We start from the raw sequence: 20431 nt of genomic DNA, 5'->3' as shown, positions 1-20431 counted from the left end.
CATTATATCATCCGAAGTTATATTGTTCCCCTGAACAAAGCTTTTAAATTTGTACCACAAACTTTAAGAAATGTACCAATCCATTGCTAAACTGCCATTATTCTTTCTTTTCCTGCTTATTCTTAATGTATACGCTTGGTGATACACCCCAATATGAGTTAAAGCTGCTACTAAAATAGGACAAGGAGTTATAGCCTACTCCGTATGCAACTTCAGAAATAGATAAAGTACTATTTTCCAACAAGTAAGCAGCCTGCTTCATTCGTACAGATCTAATCAATTCGACCGGACTCTGACCTATAAGAGTTTTCATCTTGCGATGCAGATTTGTACGGCTCATATTCAGATCCCGAGCCATTTCCTCGACTGACAGATCTGTTTTTGATATATTATCCCGTATATAACTGATACTATTTTGCAACAATACTTCATCGGCATTAGTAACATCAAGCTCATGCGGTTCGAGATTTATCATCCTTATAAACCGTTCCTGCATTTTTTTCCTAATATCCAATAATTTCTTTACTCGTATCTTCAAATAATCCAAACGAAAAGGCTTTACGATATAACTATCCGCTCCGGTTTCCAGACCTTCGAGTTTTTGTTCAATCTCCCCATTTGCAGTAAGCAAGATAACCGGAACATGGCATGTATCGATATTCTCCTTCACAATACGAGTAAACTCAATACCATCCATCTCAGGCATCATAACATCCGTTATAATTAGATCGGGATGTATAGCCCTGAGCTTCGCCAATGCTTCTCGTCCATTGGTTACATCTTCTATCTGATATTGATCTTGTAATTCGTGCCGGATATACATACGCATATCCACCTCATCTTCCACTAATAAAATCAGAGGTTTACTCTTTGTGTCTAACGACTCTTCTTTCAGCATATCCTCATCTGCTATATTTTCGGATTTCACCTGTTCCCGCTCTATATCAGAGGGAGTCCATTCAATCGGGTTACATTCATCCGGATTGAAATGATCATGTCCGGCAAGAATTCGAATCATAAAACAGCTTCCTTTTCCGAGTTCACTATCAACAGATACAGATCCATGATGCAATTCTACGATTGTCTTAACCAGATGCAGACCGATTCCGGTTCCCTCTCCTTTAGAATATTCTCCTTGATAAAAACGATCAAATAAATAGGGCTGTTCTGTTTTATCGATTCCGCTACCATTATCAGTAATTGATAAAATGACATTGTTATCAGGCTTCTTATAAATAGATATATGTATCTTACCACTATCTTCAGTGTACTTTATCCCGTTCGATAACAGATTATATAGACATTTCTCAAGTAAATCCGGATCATACCACACCTCTATATCCTTACTATTGTAGTCAAGTGAAAGTGAAATATTTTTACGATGAACCACATCTGAAAAAATCCCTATAAAATCCTGAACAAACCCAATCAGATTTATAGGACGCACCTTTATTTCTATCTTATTGTTTTCAGCTTTCCTCAAGTCTAATATCTGATTAATTAACCTTAACAGGCGATTTGCATTACGCAGCATCATTTTCAATATATGTGCACGTTCTTTATCTGTTTCGGACTGATGTATCTCTTGCAAAGGCGCAATAATAAGAGTCAATGGAGTTCGAAACTCATGACTGATATTCGTAAAAAACTGCATCTTGTTGCGCGACAATTCTTCTTGCTCTTTAGCCCTCAACCGTTCCATTTCGAGTTCATTTTTGTCTTTCATTCGCACATAACTAATCCACATAATACCACCTAAAACCAATAATCCCAACATTACATAACCAGCTTTTGCCCACCATGTCAACCAAAAAGGAGGTAAAACTTCAATCAATAATGTCGTTACATTCTTGTCTTTCTGGTTAGAAATATTACTGGCATAAACATGAAAAATATATTTACCCGGGGATAAATTGGCATAAGAGACACTCTGTTGCGTATGAGGATATGCAACCCATTGCTTGTCGACTCCTTCCATAAAGCACATATAATAAACTGAAGACGGGTATTTGATATCAGGAGACGCAAAACGTAAAGTGAAACTATTTTCGGAATATCGGAGAGTAATAGCTTCTGTATACTCCAAAGCATTCTGTAATATAATATGTTTTTTATAAGGTTTTCCTACAAATATTGGTTCATTAAATATTTCAAGATTAGTAATATACACATTCGGAGCATATCCTTTTCCCAAATTCAATTTATCAGGGTGAAACGCATAACAGCCGTCTCCCGCACCAAAAAAGATTTCTCTATCGGGACTAATATAATAAGATGAGCGAATAAAATTTGTACCACCCAAATCATTATTGCTCAAGAAATACTGTATTTCCTGTAACTTCGGGGCATAACAAATAATACCTTCATTTGTACTTAGCCAAAGTTGATCCTTGTATGGTACAATACTATTTATCACAAGATCGCGAAAACGTTCGGATAAACTATAACTCTGAAAACTATCGGTCTGCGGATTATATCTATACAATCCTGAAGTTGTACCTAGCCAGATTGTACCATCTTTATCTTGATTTATACTATAAATAGTAAGATTATTAACAGATGTTCCATTTTCATAACCTCTAAATTTTCCCGAAGCAATATCCAGCCGACAAATACCGGCATGAGTACCCACCCACAATGTACGGTCGTTCTGAAGAAACAAACATGTTACATTATCTAATACAAGTCCTTCATTATCGGCCGCTGAATAGTTCGTGAAAGTTTCAGTCTCCCTGTCAAAATAGCTGATACCTCCGCCATCGGTGCCAAGCCACAAGTTATGCTTATCATCTTCAACAATACACTTCACATAATTATCAGAAACCGAATTTTTACCGTCGATATGCTGGTACGACACAAATTTGCCGGATGTATTATCAAAACGGCATAATCCACCGATGTAAGTTCCAGCCCAAATAATCCCTTTACTGTCTTTAAATACTGAAACAACAGCATCATCTGGTAAAGACTTACTATCAGATGCATCATGCCGGTAATGTGTATATTTGCCGGTAAAAAGGTTAAGCATATTTAATCCTCCCCCATCCGTCGCAAACCAGATGTTACCTTTATTATCTTTAGTAATACCGGCAATTTGACCATAGCTTAACGAATTTGAATTGTCGAAACTACGTTTATAATTGACAAAACCGTCGGGTTCCTTTGGCAGGTAACAAATCCCGTCGTTATACATCCCAACCCAAAGATTTCCATAAAAATCTTCGAGTATACAGTGCATCTTACTACTATTAATATCACTCATGAGAGATGAAATAGCCGGATGTTTTAAAACTTTGTTATCTAATGGATCAATATAATATAACCCTTTACCTTCTGTTCCTATTACAACTGTCCCATCTTTCATTTGCTCCACAGCAAAGGTGGTCACTTCTAAATTTGTCTTTGTGAAAGAATAATCTTTCGGATTGAGTATATATAAGCCCATTCCTAATGTAGCTAAAGCAATATTTCCATTCTTCAATTCGCAGACCCTTAATATAGAATTGGTTGGTAAACTCTTATTTACGGTATTAAGATACCTAAACGAGTCTTGTTTAGGATTGTAAATAGTTATACCCTGATCGAAAGAGGTAAACCAAATATTCCCATCTCTATCTTCCATAATATCCCTAACAGATTTACTTGAAATCTTACCCCCATCGGATAACGATTTATACAAGATACTCTTCTTATTTATAAGCGAATATTTTAGAACACCCTGATTATAGATGCTGAACCAAACATTTTTTTTTGAATCTTCGACAATCCGGAGAAACGAGTTTTTGATCATCATTTCTTTAGATTGTCCCAAAGTTACCTGTGTAAAATGATCTTTCTGCCGATTGTAGCACTGTAATCCCATCATCGTACCAACCCAAAGATTACCTTCTGAATCCGAGAAAACCGACTTTACATTATTATTAGATAGAGAGAATATATCCCCGTCAATTCGCTTATATCTCGAAAAATGATACCCATCGTATTTATTCAACCCATCTTCCGTTCCAATCCAGATGATGCCTTTATGATCCTGCACAATAGAATTTACCTTTGTACTGGTCAGACCTTGTTGTGTGCCTATCTTTTTAGGATACTGATATTGTGGAATTTTTGTATAAATAAAATCAGAAAACACAAATAATAAGACTACTATACATAGTATTTTTTTCTTCATGACCACGGTTATCAATGATGTTCTTCAATTTTAAGGAAAACGACTTATCAAAAGTATACAATTATAGTCTTGTCTGAAATAATAACAATCAACAATGCCGTAAGTTACTCAAAATATCAAATACATTTATGAAGACAAGAACAATATATATAGTTTGAACTCATTGGTATTATCTTCCGCCTTTCTACTTTTTTAATACCGAGTACTATCTACTACCCAACATGAAAATCTTAATTCTATCTTAATTCAGTAATACCCTTATAATGTTGTCGGTAATCTCAGAATCTATATACTTCAATTCGGAGGATAATTCATATTATTTATTAATATTTTATATATATTTGAAAAACACAAACTTTACAACCAATGAGATTAAAAAAAAATCGTAAAGACGTATGTATTATTGCGTTTCTTCTCGGATTAATAATTATTGTGATGATTGCTTTATTTATGGATTAAGAATCATTGAAACATAAGAACAATTCGGATCTGATTTGTTAAGAGTATAGCCAGAATCCTAAAAGAGTAGATCAGTTCGTTAATTAAAAATAAAACCTTTTCTATTACGTGAAAAAACGAATAATTTTGAAATAGAATATCTATATCAATATCTAATGGGGTTCAAAGTTTTAATTGTAGAGGATGATAGTACGTTTGGCATAATTCTTAAAAAATGGTTTAGTAAGAATGGGTTCGATGTGCTAGTCTGTCCGACTATATATGAAGCGAAAAAAGAGCTTTCGTCAGCTGATTTTAAACTGATTATTACAGATTTAAAACTTCCTGATGGAGATGGTATAATGTTGCTGACCTGGATAAAAGAAAAGGGAATTAATGCTCCAGTGATTATCATTACAGGATACGGGGACGTTCAGAGTGCTGTGGCTGCAATAAAACTGGGAGCCTATGATTATATCGAAAAGCCCCTGAATCCCGAGATATTTAAATCTAAGATAGACGATGCTTTAAAGCAAAAAACTCCGACTTTACCTAAAAAAGACTTTACCACAACAAATATAGTATACGGAACAAGTGAACGGTCTAAGCAAATGTATGACCATATAAAACTGGTTGCACCAACACATCTTTCGGTATTGATAAGAGGCGAAAGTGGAACAGGTAAGGAATCTGCTGCAAAATTGATCCACGATCACAGCCGAAGAAAGAATGCTCCGTTTATAGCTGTCGATTGCGGTAGTTTATCAAAAGATTTGGCTCCAAGTGAATTATTCGGCCATCTAAAAGGGGCTTTCACATCTGCCATTGCTGATAAAAAAGGAGTTTTTGAGCAAGCAGAAGGAGGTACTGTTTTTTTAGATGAAGTTGGAAACTTATCTTACGATGTGCAAGTACAATTATTACGGGCAATACAAGAGCTGAAAGTTCGCCCTGTTGGATCGGCTACAGATATAAAAGTCGATGTGAGAATGATTGTTGCTACTAATGAAAATTTAGAGGCTGCGATTCTGGATGGACGTTTTCGTGAAGATTTGTATCACCGGTTAAATGAATTTACACTTCAAATCCCCCCTTTACGGGAACGAAGTGATGATATCTTACTTTTCGTAAATAGTTTTCTGGCCGATGCCAATAACGAATTAGAACGAAATGTAGAACGCTTCTCACCTGAAAGTATATCTATTCTGAAAGAGTATCATTGGCCGGGAAACTTACGTGAATTGAAGAATGTTATACGCCGGACAGTTCTCTTCACGAAAGGTACTGAAATTACACCTGATCTTTTGCCCGATTTTATGCGGGTTCCATTACAAATGGAAAAGGTATCATTAGACATTCCGGATGAACGGGAGCAAATAGAAAAAGCACTGAAAATAACTAAAGGTAATAAAAGCAAAGCTGCCATTTTGCTAAATATAGATCGTAAAACACTTTATAATAAGATGCACCAATATGGGATGAAGATCTAATTGGTTTTCAAATACATTTTTACCTGAGATATTATTTGTTCTGCGTATTCTATCACTTCCAGAACATCGTCTTCCCAATGAGCATATGACTTTATCTTCTGAAACCGTATTGAATCTATCTTCGTTAAAATATCAATTTTATCAGTTGCTCCGATTTGCTTAAACATCGTTAACATTTTATGTCCTGCAAACTGAGCTATTTCAAAGTTATCGTTAAAAACTGCGTTTCTAAGCTTTTCTATATTTTCGGTTGTAGAATCAATAAAGGATATCAAAACTTCATGCAGCGCATTCTTATCATCACTCAGCAAACTGTATAAGTTATCATAATTGAGGGGCAAGTTGTCTTTTCCTCCAAATAGATGTTTTAAATCATCTATTGATACCGGTTTTTTCAGATAGGAACTGAATCCTATTCTTTTTAGTTCTTGTTCCGAAATATCTTCTCGCGCTGTAATTATGGTCACCGGAATATCGGTTCCGCTTTGTAGAATATCCCGCAGAACATCTATACCCGTAAACTGTACCATTTCCATATCAGTAATCACGTTGTCATATTTATTAATGAATGGTATTATCGCCTCAAAATCTTTAATATTATTACAGCTGTCGGTTGTGTGTCCTAATTTGGATAACATATTACAGATAATCGTCAGATAAGGAATATCATCATCTATCACAAGTATATTAATAGGATGGAACTCCTTTTTGATCAGGGATTCTTGTGCCGGGATTATTATTTCTGTGCTGGTTCCTTTTCCCTGCTGGGAAGTAACTTTAATATTTCCTTTCAATAGATCAACTAAACCTTTTACTACAAATAATCCCAGACCTGACCCTTCGGATAAGTGAGAGTTTTCTTCAACTCTACTGAATGCTTTAAATATATTATCGGATTGGTCTTTAGTAAATCCTACGCCTGAATCCTGAATATTGCAGTATAATTTATTATTTGAATATTTAACTTCGAAACGAATTGATCCCTCAATAGTGTATTTTACTGAATTAGATAGAATATTTATTAGTATTTGCTTGATCTTTAGGGGATCGGAGTTTATTTCTAATGCCCTGTTTATATCGAAAGAATACAGTAATGCAAGATTCTTCTTTCGGGTAAGAGGTATGAACATTTCAACCGTTTCATTGCATAAGTCATACAGGTTAAAACTTCTGCTGGATATATTTGACTTACCTTGTTCTATACTCGAGAACTCCAGTAGATTATTAAGCAGACTAAGTATATGTTTTCCAGAGTCCTTTATTATACGTATCTCCTGTGATTGCAGTTCTTTTTCGGTCTCTTTAAGTTCGAGAACTCCAAGGATCGAATTAAGCGGGGTTTTTATATCATGAGAGACGGACAGTAATAATTTATGGCGGCTCTCCATAAGCTGCTTAATCTTTGTATTTGCCTGCTCGATATTCTTTCGGAGTTTGTAACCTTTATTGACATCACTTATAATGAGTAGAATAAAGATGAATATTAAGATTAGAGAAACAATACTGCTTACAATCGAGTAGGTATTATTCTGCCTGATTAGTTGCTCGCTTTGCTGTATTTCATCAAGTCTTTTCTGCACAGTCTGACTATATAATTCGATAAGTAAGGTTGTAATCTCCGATGATATAGCCTGATCTGAAACAACCAAACTATTCAGATTCTTTTCAATAGATATTATTCTCTGAACGTAATCTTCTTTTGCTTTTTCTGCGATTTCGCTGACTTCTGATACCATTTGAAGCGTATCGCTTTTGGGTATTGTAAGTGTATCTAATTTAGAGGTCGCAATTGTAGTGATCGTATCAGCTTCTTTTCCGGACGAAAACAATCCTGATAATTTTTTCCAGAATCCTTTTTTCTGGGCAGGATATATTATTGTATCCTGCATTGTTGATGTAACCAATACAGTGTCTCTCTTAATAACAGGATCTACATTTTCTAAAAAATCATTAATGGATTCTATCGGATTCTTATTACCGAATTGTTTGTTCAGATTTGCTACAACCTTACCTTTTTTTATTAAAAGAGCATTGATTTGTTGCAGTTTTTCATTTTGTGAAGGGTTTATATTTTTTAAAGAATCAATAAGTTGCTCCACTATAAGTATATTCTCTTTGAATCGATTATAATGTTTTGTTCTCTTTGTTGATATGTATAAGTTTACTTCAGACTGAGAAGTGTTTACTACCCTTATTAGCTTATTAGTATATGAAAGTTCCCTGTGGTACTGTTCTATGTTTTTTTTCTGATCATCTATATCATCTCTTAATCTATAGATGTAGATAATCATTCCTCCACAAATAATAGCGACTATTATATAGATTAATATGGCTTTTACCCGTATGTTTTTTTCGAGAGTTTCCGACATTATTATTCGTATTTCTTTTTTGAGTTGTATGATATAAGACAAACAAAGAAAACATTCATTTGGTTTTCTACAGTCACGACTGTGGAAAAATTCCACAACTCTACAACTGCAGAATAATAGACAATTGACATAAACAGTTTATTATAAAGCAATTGACAAACAACCATTATTTACATTTTCTTTTGGTATGACTATTGTGTATTCTTTTATGTGACAGAGTTTGTATACCATATTTTAGTTTGTAATAATTTAAAATTTAGAAACGATGAAAACAGTAAAAACAATGATGTTGGCCATTGCGATAGTTTGTGGAACATCAGCTTTTGGAAGTGTAAATAGTGTGTTAGGTGAGAATAATGCTGTTGTTGCTATTGGTCAGGCTACAGATGACGGATACACAGATGTGAAATTTGCAGATCTAAATGAAAAGGTGCAAACCACTATTAGGGGATATGTGGAGTCTTCTGACGTCACTGCTCTTGCATATAATGCAGAGAAGAAGTTGACGAAAGTGACTTTATCGTCAAAATCTGATCAAAGTACTAAGGTTGTTATCCTTGATGATGAAGGTAAGGAGTATGTAGAATCCTCTGCCGAATAAATAAATCTTTCATACATCAGACAACTTTAGAGGAGATAAGGAAATGCTGTGAAGTATTTCCTTATCTTTTTGTAGAGATAGCTTGAATCCTGCTATCTATCAGAACCTTTTTTATAAACTAATTGTTCAAGGTGTAAGTATTAATATTAGATCATTGAAATAGGAATAGCTCATATTAGCTACCTTTACCTTTGAATTTTAAAATCTTCATATATAAATTGAAATAATGAAAATTTTTAAATATTTCTGGATACTGCTTTTCTTCTATTTTATTTTTGTTCATCCAGCTATAATTTATTATGGTACAGATTTTCGCAATGTCAATTTAAGCAGAGTTGATCCGAAAGAATCATTCGTCTATCTGGCTCTAAGCGTTGCTCTGTGGTCTTTCATTTTTGGTTTTAGTTTTTATTTACTTATGAAATATTCTTTCATTAAACAAAAAAACATAAGTCAAATTATAAGAAACGGAGTGAGGCTGCCTGCCCGGATTATTGAAGTAAGACCTCTAAAATCGTTTAATAAAAAAATAGAGTTGAAGACAATCTCACTTGAATTTGATAATCTGGAAGGTGAAAGAGTCTGGCAAAAAATAGATATAAACGACTCCAGACCTCAAGAAAAGCGCTTTGAGATGGGAAAAACTCTGTATTTAAGAGTCGATGAAAATTTAAAAAGGTCACCGTTCTTTGTCCTCGAAGATATCCGAACAAAAATTAACCCTATTCCATATATTATTTGGATCGTTTTTCTTTCAGGTGTATTGTATTACTACGATTACTCTTATGATCTTGAAAATGCAGGTTATGGATGGCGTTTTCTTTCGTTTTCGCATCCTTTAATTAGTTCAGCAGGCTTTCTTATTTTCTTTTCAGGTATATTTTATCTAATATTCAGATTCTTGATTTTCAAAAAACTGAATATAGGAAAAGAATCTATCATTTTAAAATTCAGAGGTTTGAAAGCTTATGCAAAGATAATTCGGGCAGAACAGACCGGAACATATATAAATGAACAGCCTGAAATACAATTTGATATTGAATTTACAGATCATACAGGTAATATGCGTCGTACAAAGATTCGAAAAATAGTCTCTCTTGTAGACGTCGGCTCTGTTAAGCTTGAAACAGAAAAGGAAATATTTTATGATAAGAAAAACCCCGATTCTATTATGTTCGAAGAAGATATAAATTCTATTTAATATATAATGAAACAAAATACAATAACCTACATTTTATTGCTCGCTGCATCTATCGGCTTACTTTCGTGCCATAAACTTACGAGATCTATTCATGATACGTTGGATGGAAATTCAAAAGAAATAGCAGATAATAATAGTATTTCTCAAGTATCCGAAATATCCAGAAAGAATAAAGACCTGGACTTTATGGCTGACCGAGAATCACTCCAAGAAGCTGAAAATTTATTAAGAAACAGGCATGAGCTAAAAGGAAAAGAGATAAGGATATATCAGACTATTCACTTTTATACTGATTATCGTATCTCATTGAAGATTCAGAATCCGGATAATCCGAACTATGTTGACAGCTACTCTTATGATGATGGAATATGGAAAGATCCTGAGCCTGTTGTATTATCCAAATCCGATGACGTAACAGGTAATATTGTAAATCTGAGCCAAATCCCTTTTGTTAATGCAAATAATACATATAAGGCAATGGTTGCCAAGATGCAGGAGATAGGTAGCAAATCAACCAACCGGACTGTTTATGCAACTACTTATCGGAATAAAGTTACCTGGTATCCGAGAAGTTTATCGAATGAGCGTTCACGCTATTCTATCGAATTTAATGAAGACGGTACTTTACGATCTTTCGAACAAGACTGATACAAATTAGATTATTTAATTCCAATTACTGATTCTTTACTCAAAAAAGATGGTTATTGATATTTCTTATTGCTTTTTCATTACATTTGACCGATTTTAGTAATAAAAAAACATTCTAATATGAAAAAAAAGAAAATATTCATCTTTCTCGCTTCTTTGTTTTGTTTGATGACTGTTTCTGCACAAAGTGTTATCGGTAAATGGAAAACATTTGATGATAAAACTGGTGATGCCAAATCAGTCGTTGAAATTTACGAAAAAGACAGCAAAGTATATGGTAAAATAATAGAGATACTTAATCCTGAGAAAAAGAACGACAAATGCACCAAATGTTCTGGTCTGGATAAAGATAAACCTCTAAAGGGATTGACTATCATAAAAGGCTTAAAGAAAAATGGTAAAGAGTATTCTGATGGAGAAATACTTGATCCGTCTTCTGGTAAATTGTATAAATGTACTATTTCCCTTGAAAACAAGGATAAACTTAAAGTCCGGGGATATGTAGGTATCTCAGCTTTTGGACGATCCCAAATTTGGACCAGAATAGAATAAAAGAATCGGAAAGGGCTAAACTGTATCATTTAGCCCTTTTTCTTTAAATTATTGTATTTTTGTGCTTATAATAAAAAAATAGAAATAATTATGATGAAGCCCCGTCTTGGGATGACAGCCCGTACTGGAGAGAAATGTCCTAAAAGTGGTGTTTGGAAAGCTATGGGAACACCCGAAACTGTGACATTATCAGTCTCTAGAGGAAACAAAATGCCGATGCATGGAAACAAAAGTGTAAGTTGGAAATTGATTATAATGTTTTAACCTTAGTAGTATATTTCGTTTTCAGGGATTATGTTATTAATTGAGTTTATACAAAAAAAGAAAAGGTTGTCATCCCGACAACCAATCTTCATTGTTAACCTTAAATCTAATACCATGAAAAACACAGTACAAATATATAACAAAAATATGTTTTACAACATACTTATAAGAAAAATCAATAAATAAAAGATGTAAACTATAATCTTATATCAATAAATAAGATATTACTTTCTAAGGTAGACTGATCCTAAAATGGCATCTTCTCAGTAGATAAAAGATAATAAACCCCTATAATAATTGTGTTATCCTCATACCTTTTCAGGCCTTAAGTACAGATAAGTATATGCACAGCCGACAAATACAGCACCACCAATAAAATTACCTAAAGTAGCCGGAATAAGATTTTGAATAAAAAAATCGGTCCATGCAATATCAGCACCGGAATATATCGCAGCAGGAATAAAAAACATATTTGCAATAGAGTGCTCATATCCAAGAGTGACAAAAAGCATTACAGGAATCCATATCGCAATACATTTGCCTGTAATATCTTTTGCGGAATATCCCATGAACATACCCAGACACACCAGCCAATTTGCACCAATACCTTTTAGTAATATTTTTATAAAATCCTGATTGACTTTAGCTTCTGTATAATGAAATAAATAAGACTGCCAGGGCTCTTTATCCAGTAATCCTACTTCGAATGAAAGAAGAAACGCCACAATCTGCGTTCCTATAAAATTGAAGATATAAGACAACAACAAGTATTTGAAAAACACATGCAGTCTGATTTCTTTCCCTAGGTATTTATATGTAAACGCTGCGCAATTACTGGTAAATAGATCTGCACCTGTTATAGACACCATGATCAGACCAACAGGAAATAATGCTCCGGCAATAAATTTGACTAATCCGGGATTACCCGCCCCTATCCCCGGGATACCACCGGCAACCATAATTGAAAGCATACCGCCGAAAGCAATAAACGCCCCTCCCAATATTGCAATAGTAATAAAACGAGGTAATGATAAGCCTCGCTTATATGCGGCAGATGAAGCAAAATTGTGAGTTATCTCTTTCGGACTATAATAATTAGCCATAATGCTGTACGTTAATATATTTTATATTGTATATATGTTGTTTCATTTTTTCCTGTTCAATTTTAGACACATAACAAGCGATAGTTATAAAAAAAATATAACTGTCTATTAATATAGTCTTTAGTGATACAGATACGATAGCCTGATACTTTATTCACCCGAAAGCTTCAAACTTGGCTATTTTGGCAGGTCTTCTGACTTATTCTATCTCTAAAATCCTTCCCATAAGAACAGTGGCATTAGTACTTTCAGAGATACTAATAGAATTCACAGCAGCGGGTCTGTCAGGGATTTTCACCCAATTCCCTTTTCACCATTATCTATGAACATAGAAAATGACACCAAAATGCGATGCAAATGTAATAACTTTTACCAAAGTTGCTCTACATTGACTAATAATTTGTATAAACAGCTCTTCATTAAAGATATAATTCACTACTTATCGTGGATATATTATTGGGGGTTTCACTTTAAAACAGACAAGCATATATCACTATATACCAACCAATTATCACATAAAAATTCACAAACAAAGAGATATTTTTTGTTAAAAAATTATTTATTTTAGATAAAAGAAACATGAAATCGATAATAAATACACAAGCATACCAGTAAAAAATTATATTTGCATTTTTAATGACGGAGATTCTTCTTTTGTTAAAAGAGACATTAACTGATACAGCTGGTACTTAAATCAACACATAGAATTTTATTTTACTTAGTACCCTAACAAATCTTACAGTATAAAATTAAAGATATGAATGCAACTATAAATTCAATTGGAATTTATCATCCTGAAAAAGAAATAAGAAACTCATTCTTTGAAAAATATATACAAACCTCCGACCAATGGATCAGAGAAAGAACCGGTATCGAAAAACGTTACTTCGCCACAGATGATGAATACACCAGCGACATGTGTGTAAAAGCAGCTCAAAATCTTTCTCTAAATTATAACAAAGACCTTGCCGACATTGATTTTATTATTGTCGCAACCACAACTCCAGACCAACTAATACCCAGTGTAGCCAGTCAGGTGCAATCACGATTGAAAATAAAAAACGCAGGAACAATAGACATAGCCTCTGCTTGCGCAGGCTTTGTCAATGGTATAATCTTAGCAAAAGGGCTTATTGCTGCAAACACTCACAAAAAGGTATTGGTCATAGGTGCTGATATGTTGTCAAAGAAAATCGATATGGAAGACCGAACCACATGTGTTCTTTTCGGTGATGGAGCCGGAGCAGTATTGGTCGAAGCGTCAGAAGATAACCATCTGTTCGAGACTATTACGGGAACCAACGGCGATTATGGCAAAGACTTATACTTATCAAATCAAAACGCTCCCATAAACGGAATAGAAATTATAGCAAATGATAAATTCCATCAAAATGGACGTATTGTCTATAAATGGGCAGTACAAACTTTAACCGGCGGACTTAAAGAACTAAGCGAGAAAAATAATCTGACATTAGATCAAACAGACTATTATATTCCGCACAGTGCAAATTTCCGTATGCTAGAAGCTGTATTCAAAGAATTGAACGTTCCTATCGAAAAATGCCTTGATAGTGTAAGAAAATACGGAAACACTTCAGCTGGCTCTGTTCCTTTGGCTTGGTTTGAAGGTCTGAGAGAAGGAAAAGTTAAGAAGGGAGATAAACTGTCTCTTATTGGTTTTGGCGGTGGATTTACCTACGCAGGTATATATATTGAGAACAATATAGAACCGTTAAAATAAGGTAGAAGAAGCATATGCAACTTTACGATAAATGTCATAAGCTAAAAACTCCGGAGTATGTTACTTCGGAGTTTTTTTATAAAAGCTCAATGGACTTCCTTTTTTAATGATGTCTGTGAGGAGGCTGCACAATTATAGGCATACCAGCTTCTTCCTGATTCATTTCCACGAGTTTTCCATCTAAAAAATGGAAAAAATAGTATTCCGCCGGGACGGTTTTATCATTCTCCATACGTAATATTGTATAACGTATTATTTCAAGATTACCTTGATCTGTCTTAACCATCGAAACAACATCAAAATCATTTCCGACTTTACTTATAACTTCCTGCCTTGTCATATCCAGGTGTACCTGCTTTATGCCTGTTTGCAAAGAGCCACAAGAGATAAATAGAGTTAAAAGGAGTGCAGATAAAATAATACTTTTGAAGCTTTTACTTTTTATCATAATTAGTTTTATAGAAGTGTTACTTATAAGGTTCAGTCATTACATATATTGACTAGCAAAAATAGAACAAGTTTAATTTATATTCTACATAATAAATTGACATTTTCGGTTCAGTGTAAAGATACTTATCATTTCAGTGTAATAGTTTTTTACACCCCCTAAACCAGATCAAACCATAAAATTCTATTAATAAACAACTTACACCATTTGGCATAATTTTAGTTAAGTATATAGTAAAAGATAAATGTTGTATGAGAATTTTACTATCACTTTCCTTTTTCTGCTTAGCAACGATACTTTCGGCTCAGGACAAAGTTTGGAATCTGAATCAATGTATGCAATATGCAGTAGAGCATAGTACTAAAAGAGCAAAACAAAATGCTCAGAACAAAATATATAATCAGAATTATTCTGAGGCCATAGCCGGATTGCTGCCAAAGGTAAATGCAAATATCGGTACAACTTTCAGTTTCGGACGAGGTTTGGACTCAGAAACAAATACCTATGTAGACCGAAATTCTTTCAGTAACTCATATAATATATATGCTTCGGTTTTATTATTTGACGGTTTAACCCAGATATCAAAAATAAAAATGCAAAAGATAAACAGACTGATGGGTAAAGAACAGCTTCGACAGACCGAAGACATGCTGGCATTCGAAACAATGGAACTATTTTTCAATGTTTTGTATTATCAAGGAACAGTAAATCTGGCTCAACAACAACTTGAAGAAAGTCAGAGTTTTTTAAAGCAAGTAAACAGAATGGAAGAACTTGGATTAAAAGCCGCTCCGGATGTTCTCGAAATTAAAGCAAAAGCCGCTTCTGACAAATATAATGTGATAAAACAACAAAATCTTTTGGAAATAGAAACAATTAAACTAAAGGAAAAAATGAATTTTCCGATAGATTCAGTTTTAAGAATAGACACACTAACTAATATTGACTTTCTGCCTTTAACCGAGAGCGAAGACGCTTTGAGCATTTTTGGAAAGGCAATTAATTATTCTCCTAAAGTACAAACCTCAGAAAAAGCTTTTGAAGCACAGAAAGCTCAGTACAAATCCTCTAGAGGCAGTCTGTTCCCTTCTCTATACTTCGAGACAGGCTACTCTACAAGTTTTTCGAGATGGATGGACGGTAGTGACTATACTCCATTCAGAGATCAGATAAGAGACCGTCGAGGACATTACTTTGCATTCACACTCAGTATCCCTATTTTCGATGGTTTATCAAGTATCAGTACAGTAAAAAGGAGTAAGCAGAATATGATCATCGCCCAATATGAATACGAAGAAACCAAGCGTACTGTGTACAGTGAAATAGAACAGGCTGTAGCTGATATGAACGGACAAGCCGAAGAATACCAGCAAGCCCTTCAACAAGAGGACGCAATGGAAGCAGCCCATAAAGTAAATCAGAGAAAATATACCGAAGGGCTTATTAGCGCATTGGAACTAAATACCAGTGCTAACAGGTACTTAAATTCAAGGGTAGAAAAATTAAACGCCGGATTGAAATACAATCTGAAATCACGCTTGGTGAAATATTACAAAGGGGAACCTTTTATTCAATAACAAAAAGTCTCAGACCCTTTTATTGTTTTGGCTAGTATAATAGTCTGAGCCTCTCATAACTTGAAATGCATCATTAAATATTTTCATTTACTTATATATCAATGGATAGAATAATAGAAAAGAAAAAAGGAATACAAAAAAAGCATATTCCTTATATAATAGGAGGAGCAGTTGCGCTGCTTGTTATCCTTTGGCTGATTTTCGGGAACCACGCTTCAAAAATGAATGTTGAAACTAAGAAAATCAGCATTCAGGAAGTTATCAAAGGAGAGTTTAACGATTATGTCCGTGTCAACGGGCAGGTACAACCGATCAATACGATACAACTAAGTGCTGTAGAGGGTGGTATGGTCTCTGAAAAGCTGGTGGAAGAAGGCAGCAATGTACAACAAGGAGATATTATCGTAAGGCTGACAAATCCGATGTTAAATCTCAACATTCTGGATAGTGAAGCCCAATTAGCCGAAAAACAAAATTTTCTTAGAAACACTCAGGTATCTATGGAACAAGAACGTTTGAGTTTGAAGAAAGAGAAATTGCAGCTGGATCTTGATGTAGAGCGTAAAAAAAGGAAATACCTACAATACAAACAATTATATGCAGAAAATCTGACGTCTAAAGAAGAATATTTACAAGCTAAAGAAGATTATGAATATGCTGTTGACGGCCGTAAACTTGTTGTCGAACGCCAGAAACAGGATTCTATATACAGAGGTATACAAGTAAAGCAAATGGAAGAAAGCCTGCATAATATGCGTCAGAATCTTATATTGGTACGTCAAAGGGTCGATAACCTGAATATCAAGGCTCCAACAAACGGGCAGTTAGGCTTACTGGATGTGGAGATAGGACAGTCTGTTGCATCAGGTGGCAGAGTCGGACAAATAAGTGTTTTGTCTGATTACAAAATAGAAGCATCCATCGACGAACATTATATAGACAGAGTGAAGGCTGGATTGGAAGCGTCATTCGAACGCCAAGATAAGGATTTTGCACTGAGAGTTCGTAAAGTTTATCCCGAAGTGAGAGACAAACAGTTCAAAACAGATTTCGTTTTTGTCGGAGAACGCCCCGATAATATCCGCACCGGACAAACTTATTATATCAATTTGCAATTAGGACAACCCGTCGAAGCTATTATGATTCCCAGAGGTGCTTTTTACCAAACTACAGGAGGGCAATGGATATTTGTTGTAACTCCCGACGGAAAAAAAGCAATACGAAGAAAAGTCTCAATCGGCCGTCAAAATCCAACATATTATGAAGTTATCAGCGGATTAGATCCGGGCGAAAAGGTGATTACCTCATCATATGATACTTACGGAGAAGTGGAAGAACTAATCTTAGAATAACCCAATAAAAACAAGAGGTTTTAAGCCCCTAAGTAAAAGAAAGTATTTAATAATATACTTTTAGTTTATAACAGTCTTTGGTTGTTTACTTACCAAAATAATAAAGAGGTCTCAGACCTTAATATACAATGAATATACTTAAAACATACAAAAAGAACAGGTTGCTTGTGGGTATCAACCTTCTTGGGTTGGTTATAGGACTATCCGTTTCTATAATGCTCATTCTATTTATTGTCAATGAAATTAGTTACGACCAACATTTTAAGAATAAGGAACGAATTGTACGTTTGTATACTGTCATAAACGATAAAGGCTCTGTAACAAACAGCCCTATTACATTGCGTAAAGCCTATACCGAGTTACCATCTAATACACCCGAAGTAGAGGCAGCAGTACAGATTTTTGATTCCCGCTGCAATGAACTGTTATACAATAATAACTCTTATAGTGATCTCAAACAATATTATGTAGACTCTGAATTCTTCAAAGTATTCGATGTAAGTTTTATCGAAGGCTCTGCTCAGGATCCGTTTAATTCTCCTAAAAGCTTGATTATTACGAAAAAACTTTCTGATATGATCTTTTCGGGAACAGCCGAAGCAATTGGTAAAACAATTAATATCGGAGAGACCGATTTTATCGTTACGGGAGTTGTCAAAGAATTTCCTCAAAATACACATTTCAAGTTTGATGTATTGATGAATCTTAAAACAATGGATTATTTGGAATACTTGCAAGGGCTTGAATTTTATACTTATTATCTGATAAAAGAAAATATTCCATTTGAAAGAGCATCACAATCCATAGAAAAGCAATACACTAATATAACCATTCCCTGGAGTCAGCAATTTAATGTAAAAGCAACCGGAGGTGTTGAAAAAATTACCGATATATACATGCACTCCGATATATCTTCACCGGGTAAACAAAACAGCATAAAATTTATCCAACTTATAGCAGGAATTATTGCATTTATTCTTATTCTGGCAGTATCAAATTTTATCAACCTGTTTACGATACAAGGTGAAATGAGAATGCAGGAGATTGCGATACGCAAAACAAACGGTGCATATATAACTGATATTATCCGGCTATTTTTCTCCGAAGTGATACAAATCGTGTCCATCGGTTTTATTCTGGGAATCATACTCAGCATTATGCTTGTTCCTTATTTTTCAAATCTTATCGGTTATAACATCGATTTGAATCAACTATCCAACCCTGTATTCATCTGCTCGGTAATAATTCTCTATATATTTACGGTGATTCTTTCGGCAACTTATCCCGCATTTTATTTAAGTAAATTTTCACCATTGCAGATTTTCAGTGGTCAGATAAGTTTTTCAAAAAGAAAACTCACCCTTTGCATTATCATCTTCCAATCAGTTATAACAATTGTGCTGATGTCTGCCATATTTCTCATATACAAACAAACCAGCTACCTGAAAGAAATACCGCTATCTTATAATCCGGACAGAACCGTATGTATATCAACCACCAATAATATAGCAAAAAGCTATGAATCGGTAAAACAAGAGTTGCTAAAAAATACAGATATAGAACAAGTAAGTTGTGCTCAGCACATTATCGGTGGAGGATGGAGCGGGCAAGGAATCAGCACATACGAAAACAAGGATAAGCAAGAAATAATCAATGAATACAGAATAGCTCCGGGCATCTGTGAATTAATACAACTACAGCTTGAAGCCGGCAGTTTCTTTGAAGAAAATACACCTGACAGCGTATATGCTATAATTTTGAACGAATCTGCCATTAGAAAACTTGGTCTCGACAATTCTATTGTAGGTGATTATCTGAATTATAGCGATAGAAAATCGTTAGTTATGGGTATAGTCAAAGACTTTTATTACGGAAGCACTTCTGAGAAGATAGAGCCGTTAGCCCTCAAGCTGAATCGTTATCCAGAATACATTTATATCAAGCTTCGTAATAACAGAAATTCGCAGAGCTTAAAAACAATGAATTCGATATCGGAAACACTAAAAAAATTCGATCCTAATTTCTATATGAATACAAGCTGGCTAACCGATGTGTATACAAAGAAATTCGAAAAACTCGAAACTCAATTCAATCTGATATCTATCGGCTCACTGCTTTCTGTAATAATTGCGATACTGGGATTGACAGTAATACATCTTCATACAACTATGAGAAGAACACGGGAGATAGCTATCCGACGGATAAACGGTGCGACAACAGGAAATATATTCACTCTGTTATCCGGTAATATAATTATATGGATTGTAATAGCAGGCATTATCGCGGCTCCTATCTCGTTTTATTTTCTTAATTCCTGGCTGAGTAATTTCACAAATAAAGTATCTGTTGATATTTTCATATTTATTATACCCGTTCTCATCCAATGCGTCATTGCTATTGCGGCAACCTCAGGTATCAGCCTCAATATTATATCCAAAAATCCCGTAGACTCACTGAAAAGATAAAAAATAAA

General features: G+C 34.5%; 14 protein-coding genes and 1 riboswitch. Of the genes, 10 read left to right on the top strand and 4 right to left on the bottom strand.

The genetic code is table 11. The features are described 5' to 3' along the window. Positions 1–97 precede the first annotated feature (97 nt). Complete coding sequence (locus K322_RS0111780; RefSeq protein ID WP_026627077.1) at positions 98–4174, bottom strand: hybrid sensor histidine kinase/response regulator transcription factor; 4077 nt, start codon at positions 4172–4174, stop codon at positions 98–100. Positions 4175–4788: 614 nt separating this feature from the next. Here K322_RS0111780 and K322_RS0111770 point away from each other — a divergent pair. Continuing rightward, entirely contained in the window at positions 4789–6102 is a 1314-nt protein-coding gene (locus tag K322_RS0111770) for a sigma-54-dependent transcriptional regulator (RefSeq protein ID WP_026627076.1), read from the top strand. Here the strand turns inward: K322_RS0111770 and K322_RS0111765 are convergent. Continuing rightward, positions 6099–8471, bottom strand: coding sequence for an ATP-binding response regulator (locus K322_RS0111765; protein ID WP_026627075.1), 2373 nt, complete (start codon positions 8469–8471; stop codon positions 6099–6101). The two genes, K322_RS0111770 and K322_RS0111765, sit on opposite strands and share 4 nt — an antisense overlap. 265 nt (positions 8472–8736) lie before the next feature. Between K322_RS0111765 and K322_RS0111760 the strand changes: the two genes are divergently transcribed. The 5 genes from K322_RS0111760 (at position 8737) to K322_RS20960 (ending at position 11737) form a co-directional block, all read left to right on the top strand. Beyond that, a complete protein-coding gene (locus K322_RS0111760) occupies positions 8737–9072 on the top strand; it encodes a hypothetical protein (RefSeq protein ID WP_026627074.1) in 336 nt (111 codons plus the stop codon). A 226-nt stretch (positions 9073–9298) separates the two neighbouring features. Next, a complete protein-coding gene (locus tag K322_RS0111755) occupies positions 9299–10273 on the top strand; it encodes a hypothetical protein (RefSeq protein WP_221407009.1) in 975 nt (324 codons plus the stop codon). A 6-nt stretch (positions 10274–10279) separates the two neighbouring features. Beyond that, positions 10280–10921 carry a hypothetical protein gene (locus K322_RS0111750; protein WP_026627072.1) on the top strand — a complete coding sequence of 214 codons (642 nt, stop codon included), beginning with the start codon at positions 10280–10282 and terminating at the stop codon, positions 10919–10921. Positions 10922–11041: 120 nt separating this feature from the next. Beyond that, a complete protein-coding gene (locus tag K322_RS0111745; protein WP_026627071.1) occupies positions 11042–11473 on the top strand; it encodes a DUF2147 domain-containing protein in 432 nt (143 codons plus the stop codon). 90 nt (positions 11474–11563) lie between these two features. Next, positions 11564–11737 carry a hypothetical protein gene (locus tag K322_RS20960; RefSeq protein ID WP_166786330.1) on the top strand — a complete coding sequence of 58 codons (174 nt, stop codon included), beginning with the start codon at positions 11564–11566 and terminating at the stop codon, positions 11735–11737. 308 nt (positions 11738–12045) lie between these two features. On the opposite strand, the gene K322_RS0111735 is transcribed toward K322_RS20960, so the two are convergent. Further along, positions 12046–12840: a formate/nitrite transporter family protein gene (locus K322_RS0111735; RefSeq protein WP_026627070.1), complete on the bottom strand. Its 795-nt coding sequence runs from the start codon at positions 12838–12840 to the stop codon at positions 12046–12048. Positions 12841–13007: 167 nt separating this feature from the next. After that, positions 13008–13200: riboswitch (cobalamin riboswitch) on the bottom strand. 397 nt (positions 13201–13597) lie between these two features. Between K322_RS0111735 and K322_RS0111730 the strand changes: the two genes are divergently transcribed. Next, positions 13598–14581, top strand: coding sequence for a ketoacyl-ACP synthase III (locus K322_RS0111730; protein ID WP_026627069.1), 984 nt, complete (start codon positions 13598–13600; stop codon positions 14579–14581). A gap of 103 nt (positions 14582–14684) precedes the next feature. On the opposite strand, the gene K322_RS0111725 is transcribed toward K322_RS0111730, so the two are convergent. Next, positions 14685–15029, bottom strand: coding sequence for a hypothetical protein (locus tag K322_RS0111725; RefSeq protein ID WP_026627068.1), 345 nt, complete (start codon positions 15027–15029; stop codon positions 14685–14687). Positions 15030–15280: 251 nt separating this feature from the next. On the opposite strand from K322_RS0111725, the gene K322_RS0111720 reads away from it, so the two are divergent. The 3 genes from K322_RS0111720 to K322_RS0111710 all read left to right on the top strand — a co-directional run bounded on the left by K322_RS0111720 (position 15281) and on the right by K322_RS0111710 (position 20423). Further along, on the top strand, positions 15281–16606 hold the full coding sequence (locus K322_RS0111720) for a TolC family protein (RefSeq protein WP_026627067.1): 1326 nt from the start codon (positions 15281–15283) through the stop codon (positions 16604–16606). A gap of 101 nt (positions 16607–16707) precedes the next feature. Next, positions 16708–17958, top strand: coding sequence for an efflux RND transporter periplasmic adaptor subunit (locus tag K322_RS0111715; RefSeq protein ID WP_026627066.1), 1251 nt, complete (start codon positions 16708–16710; stop codon positions 17956–17958). A gap of 128 nt (positions 17959–18086) precedes the next feature. Beyond that, the gene (locus K322_RS0111710; protein WP_026627065.1) at positions 18087–20423 is read left to right on the top strand and encodes an ABC transporter permease; all 2337 of its coding nucleotides are present in this window, start codon (positions 18087–18089) and stop codon (positions 20421–20423) included. Positions 20424–20431: the final 8 nt, after the last annotated feature.

It is taken from the genome of Indolivaga capnocytophagoides DSM 22835, assembly GCF_000426485.1.
Taxonomy (GTDB): Bacteria; Bacteroidota; Bacteroidia; order Bacteroidales; family Dysgonomonadaceae; genus Dysgonomonas_A; species Dysgonomonas_A capnocytophagoides.
Note: the sequence above shows the minus strand (reverse complement) of the source record. Positions and strands in the feature narration are given on the sequence as shown.